The following is a 21,701-nucleotide window of genomic DNA, read 5'->3' as shown; positions in this document are numbered from 1 at the left end:
GCCCCGCTGTGCTGCCACGCGACTCCCTCCCAAGCGCCTTACAACTCCTACGCCGACCCTACTCGTGGTGCTGTCGTGGTTGCACTTCCCACGATCAGCTCAGCGCGAACCCCTTTCGCCCATCCAGTCCCATCTTCCCCAAAATTAATCTTTACGGATCAGACCGGGCATGCAATTGTCGAGTTGTCGTGACATGAACACAGCAACCCCCTCGTCCCCAAGGGGAGGTCCCCCGTTGAGACACGCACGATCCCTCGCCGTACTGGCCGCCGCCGCGCTCTCCCTCACCGCGTGCGGCTCCGGAGGATCCTCCGGAGACGGTGACACCACTTTGACGATCACGGCCAACGCCATCTCCGGCGGGAAGAACGCCGCCACCGCCGACTGGACCAAGAACTGGCTGATCCCCAAGTTCGAGGAGGCCCAGAAGGCCAAGGGCAAGACCGTCCACGTGCTGTTCCAGCCGAACGGCGTCGACGACGAGCAGTACAAGACCAAGATCGCCCTGGACCTCAAGTCCGGGGCCGGCGCCGACGTGATCGACCTCGACGGCATCTGGGTGGGCGAGTTCGCCCAGGCCGGGTACATCAAGCCGCTGACCGAGACGGCGGGCGCCGAGGTCGAGCAGTGGGAGGGCTGGAGCCAGATCCCGCAGGCCGTCCAGGGGCTCGGCATCTTCGACGGCAAGAAGTACGGGCTGCCGCAGGGCACCGACGGCCGCGTCCTGTACTTCAACAAGACCCTCTTCGCCAAGGCCGGCCTGCCCGCCGACTGGCAGCCCAAGAGCTGGCAGGACATCCTCGACGCCGGTGCGGCGCTGAAGAAGGCGGGCGTCCAGACGCCCCTGCAGATCAACGCGGGCACCGCGATGGGCGAGGCGACCTCCATGCAGGGGGCGCTGCCGCTGCTCGTCGGCGCCGGCACGGAGATCTTCTCAGGCGGCAAGTGGACCGGCGCGTCGCAGGGCCTCAAGGACGTCCTCGGCTTCTACCGGCAGATCTACACCACCGGCCTAGGCGACCCCCGGCTGCAGCAGGAGGCCAAGGGCCGCGACAAGTCGTTCCAGGAGTTCGCCGACGGCAAGATCGGCGTCCTGGCGGAGGGCGACTACTTCTGGCGGGCCGTCGTCGAGCCCAAGCTCGGCGTCGCCCCGATGCAGGACCGCGACAAGACCGTCGGCTACGCCCTGATCCCCGCCAAGCAGCCCGGCGCCGGGGTACGCGGCCAGGACTTCGTCAGCATGTCCGGCGGTGCCGTCCGCGTGCTCAACCCCAAGTCCAAGAACGCCAAGCTCGCCTGGGAGCTGCTGTCGTTCATGCACGGCGCCGAGGCCACCAAGGCCAGCCTGGGCGGCGAGGCCCGGATCACCTCGCGCACCGACGTCAACGACGAGGTGCTGGCCCCCGACCCGATGCTCGGCTACGTCGCCGAGAAGGTGCTGCCCATCACCTCCTACCGGCCCGGCCTCGCGGTCTACCCGCAGGTCTCGGTCGCCCTCCAGGAGGCCACGGCCGACATCGTCGCCGGTAAGAGCGTCGACGAGGCCGCCGCCGCCTACCAGAAGAAACTGGAAGGCCTCGTCGGCGGCGCCGCCAACATCGCACAATGATCGATCCTTCCAAGACGGAGCGCGCGCGTGAAGCCGCGCCGGTGGCCTGACTGAGGAGGGAGCAAGTGCGAGGAACGAGCGCTTGTGAGCGACGAAGGAAGGCCGCCGGCTCAAGGGCGGCTTCACGCCGCGTGAGCGAAGCGAGCGCCGTGAACACAGAGCGAGCGCAATGAACACAGAGCGAGCGCAATGAGCACAGACGCTGCTGGGCTCGGGAGGGCCAGGGCGGTGGGGTTCGTGTTCCCCGCCCTGGTCCTCATCGGGGTGTTCCTGATCTTCCCGGCCCTCTGGACGATCTACCTGGGTCTCACCGACTTCAGGCTCACCGGGCTCGCGGCCGCCGATCCGCAGATCGTGGGCGTGGACAACTACACCGCCGCCCTCGGGGACGAGCGGTTCCACACCTCGCTGTGGCTGACCGTGCAATTCGTGCTGGGGTCGGCGATCATCGGGCAGGCGGGGCTGGGCTTCTCGATCGCCTGGGCGCTGCGCAACCGCACCGGCCCGGTGAAGCGGGTGGTCGAGGGCCTGGTGCTGCTCGCCTGGATCCTGCCCTCGTCGGTGGTGGCGTTCCTGTGGATCGCCCTGCTCGACCGCGACCAGGGCACGCTGAACGCGCTGCTGCACATGCCCGGGTTCGCCTGGCTGCTGGACCACCCGATGCTGTCCATCATCGTGTTCAACACCTGGCGGGGCACCGCGTTCTCGATGATGCTGTACGGCGCGGCGCTGGAGAACGTGCCGCCCTCCCACCTGGAGACGGCCAGGCTGGCCGGGGCCTCGACGTTCCAGCAGCTGCGCGACGTGGTGTTCCCGAGGATCAGAGGGCACATGCTGACCAACCTGCTGCTGATCAGCCTGTGGACGTTCAACGACTTCACGAGCTTCCAGATCACGGCGGGCGGGCCGGAGGGCAGGTCGGAGATCCTGCCGGTCTACATCTACAACGTGGCCCTCAGCGGCGGGCGGCTCGGCTTCGGCGCGGCCGTGTCGTTCCTGGTCCTGCTCATCAACCTGGTGCTCGCGCTGGTGTACCTGCGGCTGCTGCGCGGCCGGAGGGGGGCGGAGGCATGACGGTGGGTCAAGAGCACGACCAGGCCGTGACGCGGGCGGTGCCGCCGGCGCGGGCGGCACGGGCGGACACCGGCCGCGTGCGCCACGCGATGGGGGCGATCGGGCGGGCCACCTTCCTCGCGGCCGTCGCGGGGTTCTTCGCGCTGCCGCTGCTGTGGCTGGCCACCGCCCCGTTCGACGCCCATCCGACGATCACGGCGTCATTCCCGGAGTTCACGCTCAACAACTTCCGGTCGCTGCTGGACAACCCCTACGTCCTGACCTCGCTGGGCAACTCGGTGCTGCAGGCGGCGGGCAGCGCGGTGCTGGTGGTGGTCCTGGCGGCGCTGGCGGCGTACGCGCTGTCACGGGTGCGCATCCCGGGCAGGGACGCCCTGCTGTACGTGCTGCTGCTGCTGTCGTCGGTGGTCACCGGCACCGCCGCCATGGTGCCGATCTTCGAGCTGGCGACCCGGCTCAACCTCATCGACACCCACCTCGGCGTGGTGCTGACGCTGTCGGGAGGGCTGCTCCCGGCCGCGATCTTCATCCTGAAGGACTTCATGGACGGCACCCCCACCTCGTACGAGGAGTCGGCCCGGGTGTTCGGCGCGAGCCCGCTGCAGATCCTGTGGCACATCGTGGTGCCGGTGATCAGGCCGGGCCTCGCCACGATCGCGGTCTGGGCGGTCGCCTCGGTGTGGGGGAGCTTCCTGACGCCGTTCATCCTGCTGCGAAGCCCGGAGAAGTCGCCGGGCGCGGTCATCCTCTACACCCTCTACACCGAGGGCGGCTCCCCCCGCCTGGACCTGATCTCCACCTTCTCGCTGCTCTACTCCCTCCCAGTCGTCCTCATGTACATCTTCGTGAGCCGCAAGTACGGCTTCCGCTTCCACGGAGGGATCAAACGGTGATCTCGCTGCACGGCCTGACCAAGGAGTTCCCCGGCGGGGTCAAGGCGGTCGACGCCCTGGACCTGGAGATCGCCGACGGGGAGTTCTTCGCGCTGCTGGGCCCCTCGGGATGCGGCAAGACGACCTTGCTGCGCACGATCGCCGGCCTGGAGACGCCCACGTCGGGGCGGATCACGATCGGGAACAACGACGTGACCGGCCTGCCGCCAGGCAGGCGCGACGTGGCCATGGTCTTCCAGGACTACGCCCTGTTCCCCCACATGGACGTCACGGCCAACATCGCCTACCCGCTGCGGATCAAGAAGGTGCCGCGCGCCGAGCGGGAGGCCAAGGCGGCCCAGACCGCCTCGCGGCTGAGCCTGTCGGAGCTGCTCGCCCGGCGGCCGGGCCAGCTGTCCGGCGGCCAGCAGCAGCGCGTGGCGCTGGCGCGGGCCATCGCCTGCCATCCCACGGTGTTCCTGTTCGACGAGCCGCTGTCCAACCTGGACGCCCGGATGCGCCTGGAGGCCAGGACGTTCCTCAAGCGCCTCCAGCGCGAACTCGCGGTCACCACGGTGTTCGTCACCCACGACCAGAGCGAGGCGCTGGCCATGGCCGACCGCATCGCCGTCATGTCCGCGGGACGGATCATGCAGGTGGGCACGCCGTCGGAGGTGTTCCAGCGGCCCTCCAGCACGTTCGTGGCCTCGTTCATCGGCTCCACCCCGATGAACCTGCTGCCGGGGGTGGTCAAGGACGGCACGCTGCGGGTGGCCGGGGCCGTGCTCCCCCTGCCCGAGGGCGTCGCCGGCGGCGAAGAGGTCGTGTACGGGCTGCGACCGGAGTACATGGACCTGTCGGTCACCGCCCGCGAGGACGCCTTCGCCGGGCACGTCTCGGTGGTGGAGAACCTGGGCACGTCCTTCCTCGTGACGCTCGAAGTGACCTGCGACTCCGGCGAGCATCTGGTCCAGGCGGTCGTGCCCGAGGACGCCGAGCCCGCCCCGGGCGGCGCCGCCTGGGCCGTCCCGCGCCATCCACGCGCGCTGGTGTACCGCGACGGCGAGCTGGTGACCCCGTGACCTCCTACCCGCCGATCAGGCTGAGCGGGCGGTGGACCCTCGACGACCGGCTGGCCCGGCAGGTGCACGGGGTGGCGTTCACGCTGCCGCCCGGCGCCCGCGCGTTCACGGTGGAGCTGTCCTACGACCGTTCGGCCGGCGTGCTGGACCTCGGCTGCGAGGGCCCGGACCGCTTCCGCGGCTGGTCGGGGGGCGCCCGGTCGCGCTACACGATCGCGCCCACGTGGGCCACGCCCGGCTACCTGCCCGGGGAGCCGGAGCAGGGCACCTGGCAGGTGCTGCTCGGCCTGTACCGCGTCCCGCTGGACGGCCTGCCGTACGACGTCACCGTGACGCCGCACGCCACTCCCCCGGAGCCGCCCGCCCCGCCCGCCGACCCGCCGCCGTCCGCGGTCGTGCCCGCCTCGGCCCGCCGCGGGCTGCCCGCCCTGGACGGCCTGCGGTGGCGGGCCGGCGAGCTGCACGCCCACACCGTCCACTCCGACGGCGTCCTCACGGTGCCCGAGCTCGCGACGCTCGCCCGGTCGCAGGGGCTGGACTTCCTCGCGGTGACCGACCACAACACCGTCAGCCACCACGCCGAGCTGCCCGAGGTGGCGGCGCGCACGGGGATCACCCTGGTCCCCGGCCAGGAGGTCACCACCGACCTCGGTCACGCCAACGCCTTCGGCGACATCGGGTGGGTCGACTTCCGGCGGCCCGCCGACACCTGGGCGAAGGCGGCGTCCGAGCAGGGCGGGCTGCTGTCGGTCAACCATCCCCTGGGCGCCGACTGCGCGTGGCGCCAGCCGTTCACCGAGCGGCCCCGCACCGCCGAGGTGTGGCACTCGGGGTGGTGGGACCGGACGTGGGGCGCGCCCCTGTCCTGGGCGCAGGCATGGCGCGACGACCTGGTCTACATCGGCGGCGGCGACTACCACCGGCCCGAGGAGAACCACCCGCCCGGCGCCCCCTGCACCTGGGTGCTAGCCGAGCCGTCCGGAGAGGGCGGCCGCGCGATCGTGGAGGGCATCCGCGCGGGCCGCACGGCCGTATCGGCCGGCCCGGAGGGGCCGCTGCTGCTGCGGCACGGCGAGGAGTTCCTGATCCTGGACGCCGACGGGCTGGTCCTGTGGGGCCCCGAGCACCGGTCGGTGATCTACGGCGACCGGGTCACACTCCCGGCCCGCCCTGGCCCGCACCGCCTGGAGACCACTCGCAACGAGGTCATGGCCCTGTGCACCTGACCGCGCGCGACGGCGCCACCGAGCCGCCCGTCGTCACCCGGTCATCGCGTCACCAGGATCACGCAGGCCGGTCCCCGGGGTCGCCCCTGACCGGCCGGACACCGCATCCCCGCACTACCCGCCGGAGGCAACCGCGTTGAGTGAGATCGTCGTCGTCCCGCACACCCACTGGGACCGCGAGTGGTACCTGCCCTTCCAGCGCTTCCGCATGGGTCTGGTGCGGATGCTCGACGAGGTGCTCGACACCATGGCGGCCGATCCCGCCTACCGGTTCACCATGGACGGGCAGCTCGCCGCCGTGCAGGACTACCTGGAGATCCGGCCCGAGCGCCGTGCCGACCTCACGCGGTTCGTCGGCGAGGGGCGCTTCGCCGCGGGCCCGTGGACGATCCTGGCGGACGAGTTCCTCTGCTCGGGCGAGACCCTGATCCGCAACCTGGAGTACGGCCTGCGGGGCGCGCGCGAGCTGGGCGGGGCCATGGAGGTGGGGTACCTGCCCGACCAGTTCGGGCACTGCGCGCAGATGCCGCAGATCCTCGCCCTGGCCGGGCTGCCGGTCGCCTGCCTGTGGCGCGGGGTGCCACGCACGGTCGAGCGCGACGCCTTCGCGTGGGAGGGCGCCGACGGCACGGTGATCCGCACCCAGTACCTGCCCGGCGGCTACGGCAACGCGGTCGCCCTGTTCACCGGGCCGCCGGAGGGCCTGCCCGACCGGGTGGCCGCCTTCACCGGCACCATGCGCCCCTGGCGGGCCGACGGACCACTGCTGGCCATGTACGGCGCGGACCACTCGGCGCCCTCGGCCGACATCACCGCCGCCGGGCTCCGCCTGGCCACGCTGGGCGAGTACCTCTCCTCCCCCGAGGTCCTCGACGACGCCGGCGACCTGCCGGTCGTGCGGGGCGAGCTGCGCTCCCACGCCCGCGCCAACATCCTGCCGGGCGTCATCTCAGCCCGTGTCCATCTGAAGCAGGCCATGGGGCGCGCCGAGCGGGTCGTGATCCGGTACGCCGAGCCGCTGTCGGCCCTGTGGCTCGGCGACGGCACCCCCGGCGGCCCGGCCACCGGCGAGCGGACGGCGAGCCGGCGGCTGATCGAACTGGCCTGGCGCAGCCTGGTGGCCTGCAGCGGGCACGACTCCATCACCGGCTGCGGCGCGGACGACACCGCCCAGCAGGTCTGGGCGCGGATCGCCGAGGCGGAGCAGATCGGGCAGGCGGTGGCCGACCTGGTGAGCGCCTCGCTCGCCGCGGCGGCGCGCCGCGACCAGCTCGTCGTGGTCAACCCCTCCCCCTTCGCGCGGACCGCGCTGGTGCTGGCCGACCTGCCGGAGGAACGGTCCGTCCTGACCGCCTTCGACGGCTCCGCGGTGCCGACGCAGGTGCTGGACAGGGCGCCCACCCTGCTGGACGAGTCGTCCATGGACGACCTGGCCTCGCTGCTCGGGCGCGTCCACGAGCGGGAGCTGTTCGGCCACGAGATCGTCTCCTGGTCCGCCGGGGACGGCGTCTTCACCGTGCTCGTCAGCCGCCACGCGAGCACCGGCTACCGGTACGCCGACCTGAAGGCCGCCATCGTGGCGGCGGCGACGGAAAGGCCCGGCCCGTGGCTGGTCCGCACGCTCGCCGAGCCGGTCGTGACGGTCGCGGCGCGCGTCGAGGTGCCCGCCCTGGGCCGCACGGTGCTGACCTCCCTCTCCTCCCCCGGCGGCGGCCCCCCGGCCCCCCGCACCGAGGCCGGCACCCGAGGGGCGGACCCGGCTGCGGCGGACGCGGGTGTCACCGCGACAGGCACGGGGGACTCGGGCGCGGACGCCGCCGAGGCGGGTGCCGGAGGCGTTCTGGACAACGGCCTGCTGCGGGTGTCGGCGGAGGCGGACGGCACGCTGACGCTGACGACCCCCTCGGGGCTGCGGGCGGGCGGCGTAGGCCGGATCGTCGACGGCGGCGACGCCGGCGACACCTACAACCACGCCCCGCCGTCCGAGGACCGTCTCGTCGAGGTGCCCGCCTGGGTCACGGTCACGCCGGTCTGCTCCGGACCGCTGGTCTCGGTACTGGAGATCACGCGGGGATACCGCTGGCCGAGCCAGGCGACGGGCGGCGCGCGCTCGCGGGAGGACGCCGAGGTCGCCGTCACCACCCGCGTGGAGCTGCGGGCGGGCGAGCCGTTCGCCCGCCTGGCGACCACGTTCCACAACCCGTGCCGTGACCACCGCGTGCGCTGGCACGCCTCCCTGCCCCGGCCGGCGGCGGAGTCGTTCGCCGGTGGCCAGTACGCGGTCGTGCGGCGCGGGCTGACCGGCGAGGGAGGCTGCGGCGAGGAGCCGCTGCCGACCTTCCCCGCGTCGGGCTTCGTCGCGGCGGGCGGCCTCGCCGTGCTGCTCGACCACGTCACCGAGTACGAGCTGCCATGCCCGCCCGGAGGCGGGACGAGCGGCGAGCTGGCGCTCACCCTGCTGCGGGCGGTGGGGTACCTGTCGCGCAACCACAACGCCTTCAGGGACGAGCCGGCGGGCCCGCAGATCGCCACGCCGGACGCCCAGTGTCCTGGGCCGGTCACGACGCGGTTCGCCGTGCACCTCTACGAGGGGGGCTGGGACCAGGCAGGCCTCGCCCGCCTGGCCGAGGAGTACCGGCACGACCTGCTGGCCGTACAAGGCTCAGCCGCGACGGGAACCGCATCGAGTCCACGCGCGGCCACCCCGGCCGGACCGGGTGCGGCCGTGCCGGAGGCGGCCGGGGGTGCGGCGGTGGCGCCGGTCTCGCGGCTGGAGGTGAGCGGCGAAGGGGTGACGCTGGGCGCCCTGCGAGAGCGGGACGGATGGCTGGAGGTGCGCCTGGTGGCCGAGCATCCCGTGGACACCGAGGCGGTGATCAGCGGCCGGTTCACGGCGGCGCGGACGGCCGACACTCTTGGGCGGCCCATCGGCGCGCTGGAGGTCGTCGACGGCCTCCTGAGGGTGCCGCTGCGCGCGTTCGAGATCGCGACAGTGCACCTCGCCTGACCGGCGTGCGCTCGGCCTGACCTGCGGCGCACCTGGCCTGACCGGGGAGCATCCGGTCTGACCGGCAGTGGATCCGGCCTGGCCTGCGGTGCACCAGATCTGACCGGAGGGCGCCTGACCTGGGGCGCGCCTGGCTTGATCGGGGGCGCCTCGTCTGGGCGGCGGGGCGCCCCCCGGAAGGCGGAGCGGGCTTCGCGCCCGAGCGCCCTCCGGGGGCGGCGTGCGCCACCAAGGTGACGCGGGGTCTATCCTCCCTGCCCCTTACTGACCACCCTTTTGCACGTAGCTGCGGACGAACTCCTCAGCGTTCTCCTCGAGGACCTCGTCGATCTCGTCGAGGATCGCGTCGACGTCGTCGGTGAGCTTTTCCTGACGCTCCTGGACGTCCGGAGACGCCTGTGCCTCGGTCTCCTCGACCTCGGCATCCTGGCGGCCGGTCTGCTTCTGGCCGCCGGTGTCCTTCGTCGCCATGTGGTACCTCCGCTTGGGGGACGCATCTAATTCATATCTTCCCCGAACCGGACGACATTTCGCGCGGATCGTCCGGCGATCTACGCGAGTCGTCTGGAGGAGGGCCGTCCCGTCAGACAACCTCCCCGGAAGGGCCCATGGCAAATCGGATGACTTACCAGGATTTATCCCACTGGACAGTACCCCTATCCAATGTTTGGATAGGGGTACTGTCCAGTCTCTGGAGGTCCGATGTCCCCGGCGTCGCTCAGCACCGCAGGGGTGCTGCTCATCACCGTCACCGCCGTCGCCTTGGGCGGCGCTTCCCTGCTGTCCTTCATCGGCCGGCGCACTCCCGGCTATCTCGACAACCCCGTACGGCGGGGCCTGTGGCGGGCGGGCCACGCCCACGCCGGGGTCCTCGTGCTGTTCGCCCTCGCCGCGATGCCCTACGTCGACCAGGCGGACCTCTCAGACGGCCTCAAAGGCCTCGTACGCGCCCTGATCGTCGCGGCGCCGATCCTCATGCCCCTGGGCTTCTTCCTGTCGGTCCTGCGGCCCGGCGACACCCGGCCGAACAAGCTGATCTGGCTGACCGGCCTCGGGGGCCTCTGCCTGGCGGCGGGCACCCTCCTCCTGGGTGTCGGACTCGTTTGACATCCTCCCCGGCGTCAACGCCGGGGACTCCCCCACGTCGCCGTGAGGTCCTTACTGCTTCCGCTCTTGACGCCCCAGACCGCCGGCCGTTCCCGGTAGCGGGCGGCCTGCAGCGGGTTGACCGCCGGCACCGTGTACCCCGCGGCGACCAGCGCACCCACCCACGGACCCCGGCCGGTCTCGATCCCGACGATCACCACCGCATCATCGGCGTTCTCTCCGAACTGCCCACCGATCATTGCGTGCAACCGGGCCATGCCCGCCACACCCTCCGGCAGCCGCGCCTTGGCCCCTGAAGGGGACCACATTCATCCCCGCCCTGAAGGACAGGGCCTTCTGCGGCTTCCGTGTAAATCAGATCGTCACCCCGGGCCGTATGGCATTCTGTGATGATCCGCCCATAGGCATCCCGCTCCGGACGCGGACGGAGCGGCCGTGGGGGCAGGGCACGATGCCAACTGTGAACGGGTGAAATGAAAGCGGATAACGCACAGCTGCTAGGAGATCGATACCGGTTGATCTCGCCGCTGGGCCAAGGGGGCATGGGGATCGTCTGGCGTGCCCACGACAGGCGCCTGGCGCGGGATGTGGCGATCAAGGAGCTACGGCCGACGCACCAGGGCGACGAGATCGACGTGCACACGGCCAGGCGGCACGCGCTGCGGGAGGCCCGGTCGGCCGCCAGGCTCAGCCATCCGGCCATCGTGACCGTGCACGACCTGCTGGAGGAGGAGGGCCGCCTCTGGATCGTCATGGAGCTGGTCGAGGCGCTGACCCTCCAGGCGACGGCGTGGCACCTCGGCCGCCTGCCCGTCCACTGGACGGCGTGGATCGGATTCCACCTGCTGAGCGGCCTTCGGCACGCCCACGCCGCCGGGGTGCTGCACCGCGACATCAAGCCCGGCAACGTGCTGCTCACCGGGGAGCGCGTCGTGCTGAGCGACTTCGGCATCGCGGTGCTGCAGGGCGAGTCCCCGCACACCAACACCATGCCGATCGTCGGCTCCCCCGGCTACATCGCGCCGGAGCGGCTGCGCGGCCTCCCGGCGACGCAGGCGGCCGATCTGTGGTCCTTCGGCGCCACGCTCTACTTCTCGGTCGAGGGCCGGCCGCCCACGACCGGCGGCGGCGGGGACATCCTGGCGACCCGGCCCCCCGAGGAGGCGCGGCCGCCGCGGAGGGCCGGCGCGCTGCGCGTGCTCCTCGAGGGCCTGCTGGAGCCGGACCCCGCGGAGCGGCTCACGAGCGACCAGGCCGCCCTGCTGCTGTCGGAGATCCTGCGCAAGGAGGGCATCGCGGTGCCGCCCATGCGCCTGACCGGCAGCGGGCTGTTCCCGCCCGGCGCCTTTACAATGTAGATCAGACATGGGGCCGGGCACCGGCCGGGTGAGGCCCGTGGCGTCCCGCCGGGACCGGCCGGGCGGCGCAGGCGGGCACCCGCGCCAGACCCCGGCCGGCGACGCGCGGGACGGCGGTCAGCGCTCGCCGGTGAGGGCGTTGACCAGGTCGGCCGCGGTGCGGCAGCGGTCCAGCAGCTCCCCCACGTGGGCCTTGGTGCCGCGCAGCGGTTCGAGGGTCGGCACGCGCTGCAGCGACTCCCTGCCCGGGATGTCGAAGATCACCGAGTCCCACGAGGCGGCCGCCACCGACTCGCTGTACTGGCGCAGGCACCGGCCGCGGAAGTAGGCCCGCGTGTCGCTCGGCGGCAGCTCGATCGCGCGCTGCACGTCCTCCTCGGTCACCAGGCGATGCATGCGGTCGCGCGCCACCAGGCGGTTGTACAGGCCGCGCTCGGGGCGGATGTCGGAGTACTGCAGGTCGACGAGCTGCAGGCGCGGATGCGACCACGCCAGCCCGTCGCGCGAGCGGTAGCCCTCGAGGATCTCCAGCTTGGCGACCCAGTCGAGCTCCCTGGACAGCTGCATGGGATCCTCGGCGAGGCGGGTCAGCACCGACTCCCAGCGGTTGAGCACGTCCTTGGTCATGTCGTCCACGGCGGCGCCGAAGCGGTCCTCGACGTACTTGCGGGCCTGCTCCAGATACTCCATCTGGAGCTGGACGGCCGTCATCTTGCGCCCGTCCCGCAGGGTGATCTCGTACTTGCACGTCGGGTCGTGGGAGACGGCGCGCAGGGCCGCCACGGGGCTCTCGACCGACAGGTCGCCGGTGAGGAACCCGTCCTCGATCATCGCCAGCACCAGCGCCGTGGAGCCCAGCTTGAGGTAGGTGGAGATCTCCGACATGTTGGCGTCGCCGATGATGACGTGCAGGCGGCGGTACTTCTCGGGATCGGCGTGCGGCTCGTCACGGGTGTTGATGATCGGGCGCTTCAGCGTGGTCTCCAGCCCGACCTCGACTTCGAAGAAGTCGGCCCGCTGGCTGATCTGGAAGCCCTCGCCTCGGGAGTCCTGCCCGATGCCGACCCGGCCCGCGCCGGTGACGACCTGGCGGGAGACGAAGAACGGGGTCAGGTGGCGCACGATGTCGGCGAACGGCGTCGCCCGCCGCATGAGGTAGTTCTCGTGGCAGCCGTACGAGGCGCCCTTGTTGTCGGTGTTGTTCTTGTAGAGCTGGATGGGAGCGTTCCCCGGCATGGCCGAGGCGCGGACCGCGGCGTCGTGCATGACGCGCTCGCCGGCCTTGTCCCAGATCACCGCCGCGCGGGGGTTGGTGCACTCGGGGGTGGAGTACTCGGGGTGGGCGTGGTCGACGTAGAGCCTCGCCCCGTTGGTCAGGATGACGTTGGCCAGCCCGAGATCCTCGTCGGTGAGCTGCGTGGGGTCGGCGATCTCGCGGGCCAGGTCGAAGCCGCGGGCGTCGCGAAGTGGATTCTCCTCCTCGAAGTCCCATCTGGCCCGGCGCGCCCGCGCGGCCGAGGCCGCGAGGTAGGCGTTGACGACCTGCGAGGAGGTCACCATCGCGTTCGCGCCCGGCTGCCCGGGTACGGAAATGCCGTACTCGGTCTCGATGCCCATGACCCGCCGTACCGTCACGCTCTCAGCCCTTCATCTGTGCTCGCTCGCACCCGGACCATCACCGCCGTCACGCCGTCCGTACCCCCGAGCCTAGACGGTCGCCCGGGTGGCGAGCCCCTCTGGTCGGCTGCCCGCTGAGCCGCGTCGGAAACAGCGACGGCGCGGCTCCGGGAGGAACCACGCCGTCGCATGCCGGTGTCAATCAGAGGTACTGGCCGGTGTTGGCGACCGTGTCGATGGACCGCCCGGCCTCTGTGCCCTGCTTCCCGGACACCAAGGTGCGGATGTAGACGATCCGCTCGCCCTTCTTGCCGGAGATGCGGGCCCAGTCGTCGGGGTTGGTGGTGTTGGGCAGATCCTCGTTCTCACTGAACTCGTCCACGCAGGCGGCGAGCAGATGCGCGATCCGCAGGCCCTTCTGCCCGGTCTCGAGGAACGCCTTGATGGCCATCTTCTTGCCCCGGTCCACGATGTTCTGGATCATGGCTCCGGAGTTGAAGTCCTTGAAGTACAGGACCTCCTTGTCGCCGTTGGCGTAGGTCACCTCGAGGAAGCGGTTCTCCTCGGTCTCGGTGTACATGCGCTCGACGACCCGCTGAATCATGCCGGCGACCGTGGCCTCGCGAGAGGAGCTGTGCTCGCCGAGGTCCTCTTCGTGTAGTGGCAGCTCGGTGGTGATGTACTTCGAGAAGATGTCCTTGGCCGCCTCGGCGTCCGGCCGCTCGATCTTGATCTTGACGTCCAGGCGGCCGGGCCGCAGGATCGCCGGGTCGATCATGTCCTCGCGGTTGGAGGCGCCGATGACGATGACGTTCTCCAGGCCCTCGACACCGTCGATCTCCGAAAGGAGCTGGGGGACGATGGTGTTCTCGACGTCGGAGGAGACGCCCGAGCCGCGGGTGCGGAAGATGGAGTCCATCTCGTCGAAGAACACGATCACCGGCGTGCCCTCGGAGGCCTTCTCACGGGCCCTCTGGAAGACCAGGCGGATGTGCCGCTCGGTCTCGCCGACGTACTTGTTCAGGAGCTCGGGGCCCTTGATGTTGAGGAAGAAGCTCTTGCCGGACTGGCCGGTCTTCTCCGCGACCTGCTTGGCCAGGGAGTTGGCCACGGCCTTGGCGATGAGCGTCTTGCCGCAACCGGGCGGGCCGTACAGCAGCACGCCCTTGGGGGGACGCAGCTTGTGCTCGCGGAACAGGTCGGCGTGCAGGTAGGGCAGCTCGATGGCGTCCCTGATCTGCTCGATCTGCCGGGACAGGCCGCCGATCTCCTCGTAGGAGATGTCGGGGACCTCCTCCAGCACGAGCTCCTCGACCTCGGACTTCGGGATGCGCTCGTAGACGTAGCCGGAGCGTGGCTCCAGCAGCAGCGAGTCACCGGCCCTGATCGGCTGGTCGAGCAGCGACTCGGCGAGGCGGACCACCCGCTCCTCGTCGGCGTGCGAGATCACCAGCGCGCGCTGGCCGTCCTCAAGGAGCTCCTTGAGCATCACGATCTCGCCGACGGTCTCGTAGCCGAGCGCCTCAACCACGTTGAGCGCCTCGTTGAGCATGACCTCCTGGCCGCGCCTGAGCGCCTCGGCGTCCACCGCGGGGCTGACGTTCACCCGGAGCTTGCGCCCGCCGGTGAACACCTCCACGGTGCCGTCGTCACGGGACTCGAGGAAGACACCGAAGCCGGACGGCGGCTGTGCCAGCCGGTCGACCTCTTCCTTGAGCGCGACGATCTGGTCACGGGCCTCCTTGAGCGTCGCCACCAGTCGTTCGTTCTGACCGGTGACCGAGGCCAGATTGGCCTGCAGCTCATGGAGGCGTTCCTCCAGGACTCTGGCTTGCCGGGGAGACTCGGCCAGCTTCCGGCGCAACGCGGTGATCTCCTCCTGGAGGAAGGAGACCTGAGTTGTGAGGTCTGCGACCTCTCGTTCGCGCTGGGCGGCTCGAGCCTCAGCGTCATCGCGAGCTGCCACAGTCACCTCCTTCCCAGTCGAGGGCGACTACTCAAGACCCTACCTATCTCGGGGGCATCCGTAACCTGGCCAGGGAGTGTTCGTGTCATTACATCCAGTGTTCAGTGTTAAATTGCCTTATAGACGACTATTGCTAGTAAGCAGCGTCACACGGGTTTCTGTTCCCATGGTGCGCGGCTAAGCATGATTGTTTACCGAACCGCCACATCCGGCCTCGGGGGCTCATGTAGCCGACTCCTCCCCATAGGCGCCCTTGGCAGGGCGCCGGCGCCTGGGCGGGGGCGTGACGCCGTCCGCCATGCGACGGGACGTGACGAGGAAGCCCGTGTGCCCGACCATCCGGTGACCCGGGCGTACGGCGAGCCCTTCGACATGCCAGTCGCGGACCAAGGTTTCCCACGAATGCGGCTCGGTGAAACTTCCGTGATCGCGCAGCGTTTCTACCGTACGCGACAACTGGGTCGTTGTCGCTACATAACAGCAGATAACACCCCCAGGAGTGAGGGCCTTGGCCGCGGCGTCCACGCATTCCCACGGCGCCAGCATGTCGAGGATCACCCGGTCGACGTCGGACTCGTCGAGGGAGGCGACGAGGTCCCCCACCACCAGCCGCCACTGCTCCATGGGGCCGCCGTAGAACTTCTCGACGTTCTTGCGGGCGACCCCCGCGAAGTCCTCGCGCCTCTCGTAGGAGGTGACCGTCCCGCTCTCGCCCACCGCGCGCAGTAGGAAGCAGGTGAGCGCGCCGGACCCGACTCCCGCCTCCACGACGCGCGCCCCGGGGAACACGTCGGCCATGGCGACGATCTGGGCCGCGTCCTTGGGGTAGACCACCGCCGCGCCGCGCGGCATCGAGACCGCGTAGTCCTGCAGGAGGTGGCGGAAGGCCAGGTAGGCGGTGCCGCCGGAGGAGCGCACCACCGAGCCCTCGGGCAGTCCGATCAGGTCGTCGTGCGGGATGGACCCCTTGTGCGTGTGGAAGACCCCGCCCTCCTTCAGCGTCACGGTGTGGCGCTTGTCCTTGGGGTCGGTGAGCTGAACCTGATCACCGGGCCGGAACGGCCCGTGCCTGCGAAAACCCATGCGCGCAAGGCTATATCCGCCCGCGGTCCGCTCGTGCGAGAGCGAGCGGCCTGTGGGGTCAGCGGTGCCGGCGGGAAATGTGTTCGCCCTCGGCGTCCGATGCTGGTAGCTCTTTGACATGCTCCCCCGTGAAGCCGTCCCGGCCGGCCCGGTCGTCCTGCGCCCGCTCGCGGACGACGACACCGGTGCGATCCTCCGGGCCTGCGCCGACCCCGAGATCGTCCGGTTCATCCCCACCATCCCCGCGCCCTACACCGCGGACGACGCGCGCCTGTTCGTCACCGAGACCGCCCCCGGCATGTGGGACGCGGGCGGGGCGAACTTCGCGATCGCCGACCCCGCCACCGGCGGCTGGCTCGGCGGCATCTCCCTCAAGGCGCCGGACGTCCGGGGCAACGTCGAGATCGGCTACATGGTGGCGCCATGGGCCCGCGGGCGCGGCGTGGCCTCCGCGGCGGCCCGCGCCCTCACGGAGTGGGCGTTCCGGCAGGGGACGCACCGCGTCGAGCTCGTCACCGACCTGGAGAACGTCGCGAGCCAGCGCGTCGCGATGGCCGCGGGCTTCCGCCGCGAAGGCCTCCAGCGCGGGGCCGGTCCACTGAGGGACGGCGGCCGCGACGACCTGGTCCCGTTCGCTCGCCTGGCCACCGACTCCGGAGAGCCGCAGCGCTCCTTCCTGCCCGATCTGCCCGGAGGGTCGCTGTCGGACGGCGTGGTGCGGCTGGCGCCGATCACCCCGGCCGACGCCGGCGCCTACCAGGCCATGATGGAGGAGCCGGAGGTCCTGATCCGCAGCGTGCCGCCGCAGGCGCCCGACCCGGACGACACCGCGCGGCGTCTCCGGTGCACCGGCATGTGGTGGCTCTCGGGCGAGCGGGCCGAGCTCAGTGTCAGGGACGCCGGCACCGGCGAGTTCGCCGGCCACATCCAGCTCATGAACATCGTCCCGCCGCTCGGGCAGGCGATGATCGGCTACAGCCTGGCCCGCCGGTTCCGCGGCCGGGGGTTCATGACCAGGGCGGTGGACCTCCTGTGCGAGTGGGCGTTCGCGAGCACCCCCCTCTACCGCATCGTGGCGGGCACGGCGCCGGACAACGTCCCCTCCCACCGGGTGCTGGAGCGGGCCGGATTCACCCAGGAAGCGGTGATCAAGTCGCTTCTCCCGGGCCTGGACGGCACCCGCCACGACGACCTCCAGTGGGTCCGCCTGCGCGGTTGAGGCCGGCTCCCAACGGAGGTGGCCGCTCCATGTCCTCGCCGTCAGTCGGCGCCGAACTTCGCACGGAGCTTCGCGAACGCGGCGTCGGTGCCGGCGAGCGCCCGGTCGATGTCGGCGTCGGTGTGCGCGGCCGACAGGAACCAGTTGTGCCACGGGTGGAGGTAGACGCCCTCCTCCAGGCAGGCGCTCGACCAGGACATGCCCTTCTCCAGGGTCGCGTCGCCCTCGAAGGACAGCCACGGGATCTGCACGGGGCCGGTCTGGTCGATCACGAACCCGTGGGAGGCCGCCTGCGCCGCGAGGCCCGCGCGCAGCCGCGATCCCGCCCGCTCCATCAGCGCCGGGCCGCCGGTGTCGCGCAGCGTCTCGATGGTGGCCTTCGCGGCGGCCATGGCCACCGCCGAGAACCAGAACGACCCGGTGGAGTAGAGGGTCTGGGCGGCGCCGCGCAGGGCGTCGGTGCCGGTGACGGCCGCGATCGCGTACCCGTTGGCCATGGCCTTGCTCCACGCGGTGAGGTCCGGCCGCACGCCGAGAGGCTCCCAGGAGCCGCGCAGGTCCAGCCGGAAGCCGGCGCGCACGTCGTCGATCACCAGGGCGGCGCCGATGCGGTCGGCCAGGGCGCGCAGGCCCCGGGCGAACTCGGGGTCGACGAGCTCCTGGTCCTCGAAGGAGTCGTGCTTGAACGGCGTCACGATGATCGCGGCCACGTCCCCGCCGGCCTGGGCCGCGGCGGCCTCGGCGCCCGCCAGGTCGTTGTAGGGGTACTCGATGAGGTCGGCGCGCTCGCTGGGCGTCGTGCCGGCGAGGCTCGGCGTGCACCACGGGTCGGCCCCGTGGTAGGCGCCGTGGGCGACGAGCACCTTCGTGCGGCCCGTGGCGGCGCGGGCCACCATCAGGGCCTGGGTCGTGGCGTCGGTGCCGTTCTTGGAGAACATCACCCAGTCGGCCGAGGGGATCAGGTCCACCATCAGCTCGGCGAGTTCGACCATGACCGGCCCGGGCCCGTTGAGGCAGTCGCCGGCGGCCTGCTGGGCGGCCGCCGCCTCCTCGACGCGCGGGTGCCGGTGGCCGAGAATGATCGGCCCCCAGCTGCACATCAGGTCGACGTACTCGCGCCCGTCGGCGTCCCACTGCCGGCAGCCCTCTCCGCGGACGAAGAACTGCGGGAAGCCGGGGGCGAAGATGGCGGCGTTGAGATGGCCGTACATGCCGCCGGGGACGACCTTGGCGGCCCTCGCGCGCAGATCGGCGTCGGACGGGTGCTCGGACATGTCTCAGATCCCTTCGGTGGCGTGGAGCGCTTCGCCGTCTTCACGTTCGAGGCGTTCGACCGACAGGCCGTCCAGGCCCGCGTCGGAGCCCAGCCCTCCGGCGACCCGGGCGGCGACGGCCGTGCCGAGCCGGGCGCAGGCGGTGACGTCGCGGCCCTCTACCAGGCCGGCGATGAACCCGGCGCAGTAGGCGTCGCCGCATCCGGTGGTGTCCACGACGGGCACCTCCCGGGCGGGGATGCGGACCGTGCCGGTCGCGGTCGCGACCAGGCTGCCCTCGCCGCCGAGGGTGACCAGCACCCCGGACGGGCCCTCGGCGAGGAGCCTCGCCGCCGCCTCCTCGACGCCGGACGCGCCTGTGATCATCAGGGCCTGCTCCTCGTTGGGCAGGAAGTAGTCGACGTGCGGCAGGAAGGCCCGCGCGCCCGGCATGAGGTCGGGCATGTTGGACAGCAGGTCCATGGTGACGATCGTCCCGCCCTGCCTGGCGGCGCGGAGCAGCTCGAAGAAGGCCGGGTCGTGCAGGCCCCAGGTGACGTCCATGCCGCCGAGGTGCACCACCCGGGCGCCGGTCAGCAGGTCCTGGTCCAGGTCGGCGGGCGAGTACGTCAGGTTGGCGCCGGGGACGTGGAAGGAGGGGCGTCCGCCGTCGGGGCGGATGGGCAGGATCGAGGCGGCCGTCTGCTCGCCGGCCCTGCGCACGATTCCCCGCACGTCCACGCCGTGCCTTCGCATGATCATGAGGAGGAAGTCGCCGAGCTCGTCCTCGCCGACCGCTCCGGCGGAGGCGACCGGCACCCCCAGCTTGGCCAGGTCGACGGCGGTGCCGGCCGCGGCGCCGGCGGCGGTGATGCGGATCTCCTCCAGCAGGTGGGTGTCCTGCCCCTGCGGGATGGACTCCACAGGTCTGGCCAGCACATCGACGATGTGCACCCCGAGCGTGACGACGGTCATGGCTGGATCCTTCTGAGATAGCGGGATTGCCGGATAATAGACGGGCGCCCGACTAAAATGTCAAGGCGTCGCGAAGGGACGGGAATGCCGAAGATCGTCAATCATCAGGAACGCCGGGAGGAAGTGGTCGACGCCGCCCGCAGGGTCATCCTGCGCGAGGGCATCGACGCGGCGACCACCCGGGCCATCGCCAAGGAGGCGGGCTACTCCAACGGCGTGCTCACGCACTACTTCGCCGACAAGGACGAGATCCTGCTGTCGGCGCTCAGAGCCTCGCACCGCCACATCGTCCGGCGCCTGAAGGACAAGCTCACCGGCCGTGCCGGGCTGACCGCGCTTCGCGAGGTGCTCCTGGACAACCTGCCCCTGGACGAGGAGCGGGCCAAGGAGACCGCCCTGGAAGTGGGGTTCTGGGGCAGAAGCCTGGCCGGCGGGACGCTGCTGGAGGTCCAGCGCGAGGAGGCCGCCGAACTGCGCTACCTCGTGCGCACCCTGCTCGACGCGGCCCAGGCGGCGGGCGAGATCGCCACCGAGGAGGACCTCGACGACGTCGCCGAACGGCTGCTGGCGCTGGTCGACGGGCTCAGCGTCCACCGCCTTCTCTACCCCGACCGGCTCCCTCCCGAGACCCTCTCGCGCCTCATGACCGCCGAGCTCGACCGCCTGGCCCCGCGTGCGGCGGCGACATGAACGGCGAGGACGTGCGGGGAGAGGATCGTCCCGCGCCCGGAGACCGGAGCGACGGCGGGGGCGGGGGCGGGGGCGGCATGAGGCTCGCGCGGGAGCGGGAGGAGCTGTGCGAGATCGGGCGCCGGATGGTGGAGACCGGGCTCGTGCTCGGCACCTCGGGCAACATCAGCGTCCGCCGCGGCGACCTGGTGGCGGTCTCCCCCGGCGGGGTGGCCCTCGACCGGCTCACCCCCGCCGGCTGCCCGGTCCTCGACCTGTCCGGCACGGTGCTGGAAGGGACGCGCAAGCCGTCCTCCGAGACGCCGATGCATCTGGCGATCTACGAGAGCACCGGCGCCGCGGCGGTGGTGCACACCCACTCCCAGTACGCCGTGGTCGTCTCCAGCACGATGAGCGAGCTGCCGCCGATCCACTACAACGCCCTCCTGCTCGGCGGCCTCATCCGCGTCGCGCCGTACGCGACCTACGGCACGCCCGAGCTCGCCGCGCACGTCCGTGCCGCCCTCGAGGGCAAGCAGGCGGCCCTGATGGCCAACCACGGCGCCGTGGCCGTCGGAGCCGGCCTCGAGCAGGCCCTCGAAGGCGCCAGTCTCCTGGAGTGGCTGTGCGCGGTCTACGTCCAGGCGAAGATGATCGGCGAGCCGCACATCCTGACCGATGAGGAGCTCATCGCCGTCATCGAACGCGCCGCCCGAGGCTAGTGCGGGGGCTTTCAGGAGGCGAGCTGGTAGAGGCGGTCGGCGAGGGTGAAGGCGGTGGGGCGCTTGCCGGGGTCGCCGATGCAGGAGGCCACCAGGTCCGACAGTTCGGGCTCCAGCTCGGGCCGGACCGACGGCGGGGTGCTGTAGACCTTCCTGAGCGTCAGGAGCGGATCGTGGGTCGGCAACTCTCCGTACAGGCCCTGGCCGGTCATCGCCCAGTGCAGGGTGGCCCCGAGGGACCACACGTCACCGCCGGGCGTGGGCTTCTCCCCCTGAAGCAGCGCGGGGTCGGTGAACTCCACGGACTGCAGCCCGCCCATGCCGGTGATCGTCGCGCCGGGCATCAGCACCTGGGACAGGCCGAGGTCGGACAGCTTGCCACCGGCGGGCGTCAGTAGAACGTTCCCGGGGTTGATGTCCCTGTGGACGATGCCCTCCTCGTGCAGCGCCTGCGCGGCCCGCGCCGCGGAGGCGACCGCGCGCAGCGCCTGCTCCCTGGAGGGCCGCTCGGCCGGCTCGGCCAGCGAGCCGCCCGGGACGTACTCCATCGAATAGTAGAAGACGCCGCCCTGCTGGCCGGCGTCGTAGAGCGTCACCAGGAAGGGCGAGCGCACCGCCGCGAAGGCCTTCAGCTCGCGGGTGGCCCGCCTGAACGCGTCCTGGCCGGTGCCTCCCACGACCTTGACCGTGACGTACTCGGTCTCGACGGGCAACCTCGGCGGCTTCCTCGCCAGAAAGAACTCGCCATGGTTGCCCGCCCCGAGCGGCCGGACGAACTCGTAGTCGGCGATGCCCTCCACCTTGCGTTCCTCTCGTCGACACACGCACATCGGCCCGGCGGACCGTGCCGGGCCTCGCGACG

At 71.3% G+C, this 21,701-nt stretch carries 19 protein-coding genes; 11 read left to right on the top strand and 8 right to left on the bottom strand.

The features are described 5' to 3' along the window. Positions 1–235: 235 nt before the first annotated feature. From MYF83_RS24910 to MYF83_RS24885, 6 genes are all read left to right on the top strand, one after another. On the top strand, positions 236–1,609 hold the full coding sequence (locus MYF83_RS24910; protein WP_248963119.1) for an extracellular solute-binding protein: 1,374 nt from the start codon (positions 236–238) through the stop codon (positions 1,607–1,609). Between the two features lie 189 nt (positions 1,610–1,798). Continuing rightward, complete coding sequence (locus MYF83_RS24905) at positions 1,799–2,683, top strand: carbohydrate ABC transporter permease (RefSeq protein WP_248963118.1); 885 nt, start codon at positions 1,799–1,801, stop codon at positions 2,681–2,683. Beyond that, positions 2,680–3,576 (top strand): carbohydrate ABC transporter permease, encoded by an 897-nt coding sequence (locus MYF83_RS24900; RefSeq protein WP_248963117.1) that lies wholly within the window; start codon positions 2,680–2,682, stop codon positions 3,574–3,576. Before MYF83_RS24905 ends, MYF83_RS24900 begins: the two co-directional genes overlap by 4 nt. Then, positions 3,573–4,637 (top strand): ABC transporter ATP-binding protein, encoded by a 1,065-nt coding sequence (locus tag MYF83_RS24895; protein ID WP_248963116.1) that lies wholly within the window; start codon positions 3,573–3,575, stop codon positions 4,635–4,637. The genes MYF83_RS24900 and MYF83_RS24895 overlap by 4 nt, the downstream gene beginning before the upstream one ends. Next, positions 4,634–5,863: a CehA/McbA family metallohydrolase gene (locus tag MYF83_RS24890; protein WP_248963115.1), complete on the top strand. Its 1,230-nt coding sequence runs from the start codon at positions 4,634–4,636 to the stop codon at positions 5,861–5,863. The genes MYF83_RS24895 and MYF83_RS24890 overlap by 4 nt, the downstream gene beginning before the upstream one ends. Positions 5,864–5,999: 136 nt before the next feature. Then, positions 6,000–8,870 carry a glycoside hydrolase family 38 N-terminal domain-containing protein gene (locus tag MYF83_RS24885; RefSeq protein ID WP_248963114.1) on the top strand — a complete coding sequence of 957 codons (2,871 nt, stop codon included), beginning with the start codon at positions 6,000–6,002 and terminating at the stop codon, positions 8,868–8,870. A 261-nt stretch (positions 8,871–9,131) separates the two neighbouring features. Here the strand turns inward: MYF83_RS24885 and MYF83_RS24880 are convergent, their stop codons facing one another. Next, positions 9,132–9,341, bottom strand: a complete 210-nt coding sequence (locus MYF83_RS24880; protein ID WP_248963113.1) for a ubiquitin-like protein Pup — start codon at positions 9,339–9,341, stop codon at positions 9,132–9,134. A gap of 231 nt (positions 9,342–9,572) precedes the next feature. Between MYF83_RS24880 and MYF83_RS24875 the strand changes: the two genes are divergently transcribed. Further along, positions 9,573–9,977 (top strand): hypothetical protein, encoded by a 405-nt coding sequence (locus MYF83_RS24875; RefSeq protein WP_248963112.1) that lies wholly within the window; start codon positions 9,573–9,575, stop codon positions 9,975–9,977. Positions 9,978–9,991: 14 nt separating this feature from the next. Here MYF83_RS24875 and MYF83_RS24870 read toward each other — a convergent pair whose 3' ends face one another. Continuing rightward, entirely contained in the window at positions 9,992–10,234 is a 243-nt protein-coding gene (locus MYF83_RS24870; protein ID WP_248963111.1) for an IS110 family transposase, read from the bottom strand. 258 nt (positions 10,235–10,492) lie between these two features. Here MYF83_RS24870 and MYF83_RS24865 point away from each other — a divergent pair, with 258 nt between their 5' ends. Beyond that, positions 10,493–11,335, top strand: a complete 843-nt coding sequence (locus MYF83_RS24865; protein WP_248963110.1) for a serine/threonine-protein kinase — start codon at positions 10,493–10,495, stop codon at positions 11,333–11,335. 117 nt (positions 11,336–11,452) lie between these two features. On the opposite strand, the gene dop is transcribed toward MYF83_RS24865, so the two are convergent. The 3 genes from dop to MYF83_RS24850 all read right to left on the bottom strand — a co-directional run bounded on the left by dop (position 11,453) and on the right by MYF83_RS24850 (position 16,001). Further along, on the bottom strand, positions 11,453–12,970 hold the full coding sequence (dop, locus tag MYF83_RS24860) for a depupylase/deamidase Dop (RefSeq protein WP_372500228.1): 1,518 nt from the start codon (positions 12,968–12,970) through the stop codon (positions 11,453–11,455). A 184-nt stretch (positions 12,971–13,154) separates the two neighbouring features. Continuing rightward, positions 13,155–14,918 (bottom strand): proteasome ATPase, encoded by a 1,764-nt coding sequence (gene arc, locus MYF83_RS24855; protein ID WP_248963109.1) that lies wholly within the window; start codon positions 14,916–14,918, stop codon positions 13,155–13,157. 222 nt (positions 14,919–15,140) lie between these two features. Then, positions 15,141–16,001, bottom strand: a complete 861-nt coding sequence (locus MYF83_RS24850; RefSeq protein ID WP_248963108.1) for a tRNA (adenine-N1)-methyltransferase — start codon at positions 15,999–16,001, stop codon at positions 15,141–15,143. Between the two features lie 118 nt (positions 16,002–16,119). Between MYF83_RS24850 and MYF83_RS24845 the strand changes: the two genes are divergently transcribed. Further along, positions 16,120–17,220: a GNAT family N-acetyltransferase gene (locus MYF83_RS24845; protein ID WP_248963107.1), complete on the top strand. Its 1,101-nt coding sequence runs from the start codon at positions 16,120–16,122 to the stop codon at positions 17,218–17,220. Positions 17,221–17,261: 41 nt separating this feature from the next. On the opposite strand, the gene MYF83_RS24840 is transcribed toward MYF83_RS24845, so the two are convergent. Continuing rightward, positions 17,262–18,494, bottom strand: coding sequence for an aminotransferase class III-fold pyridoxal phosphate-dependent enzyme (locus MYF83_RS24840; protein ID WP_248963106.1), 1,233 nt, complete (start codon positions 18,492–18,494; stop codon positions 17,262–17,264). Positions 18,495–18,497: 3 nt separating this feature from the next. After that, positions 18,498–19,448, bottom strand: coding sequence for a carbohydrate kinase family protein (locus MYF83_RS24835; protein WP_248963105.1), 951 nt, complete (start codon positions 19,446–19,448; stop codon positions 18,498–18,500). A gap of 84 nt (positions 19,449–19,532) precedes the next feature. On the opposite strand from MYF83_RS24835, the gene MYF83_RS24830 reads away from it, so the two are divergent. Both MYF83_RS24830 and MYF83_RS24825 read left to right on the top strand, forming a co-directional pair. Beyond that, positions 19,533–20,138: a TetR/AcrR family transcriptional regulator gene (locus MYF83_RS24830; protein WP_248963104.1), complete on the top strand. Its 606-nt coding sequence runs from the start codon at positions 19,533–19,535 to the stop codon at positions 20,136–20,138. Beyond that, positions 20,135–20,839 (top strand): class II aldolase/adducin family protein, encoded by a 705-nt coding sequence (locus MYF83_RS24825; protein ID WP_248963103.1) that lies wholly within the window; start codon positions 20,135–20,137, stop codon positions 20,837–20,839. Before MYF83_RS24830 ends, MYF83_RS24825 begins: the two co-directional genes overlap by 4 nt. Positions 20,840–20,850: 11 nt before the next feature. Here MYF83_RS24825 and MYF83_RS24820 read toward each other — a convergent pair whose 3' ends face one another. Then, positions 20,851–21,639: a protein kinase domain-containing protein gene (locus MYF83_RS24820; RefSeq protein ID WP_248963102.1), complete on the bottom strand. Its 789-nt coding sequence runs from the start codon at positions 21,637–21,639 to the stop codon at positions 20,851–20,853. Positions 21,640–21,701 lie beyond the last annotated feature (62 nt).

The organism is Sphaerisporangium perillae (genome assembly GCF_023276435.1).
Classification (GTDB): domain Bacteria; phylum Actinomycetota; class Actinomycetes; order Streptosporangiales; family Streptosporangiaceae; genus Sphaerisporangium; species Sphaerisporangium perillae.
The sequence above is the reverse complement of the archived record's forward strand: the minus strand, read 5'-3'. Positions and strand labels throughout refer to the sequence as shown.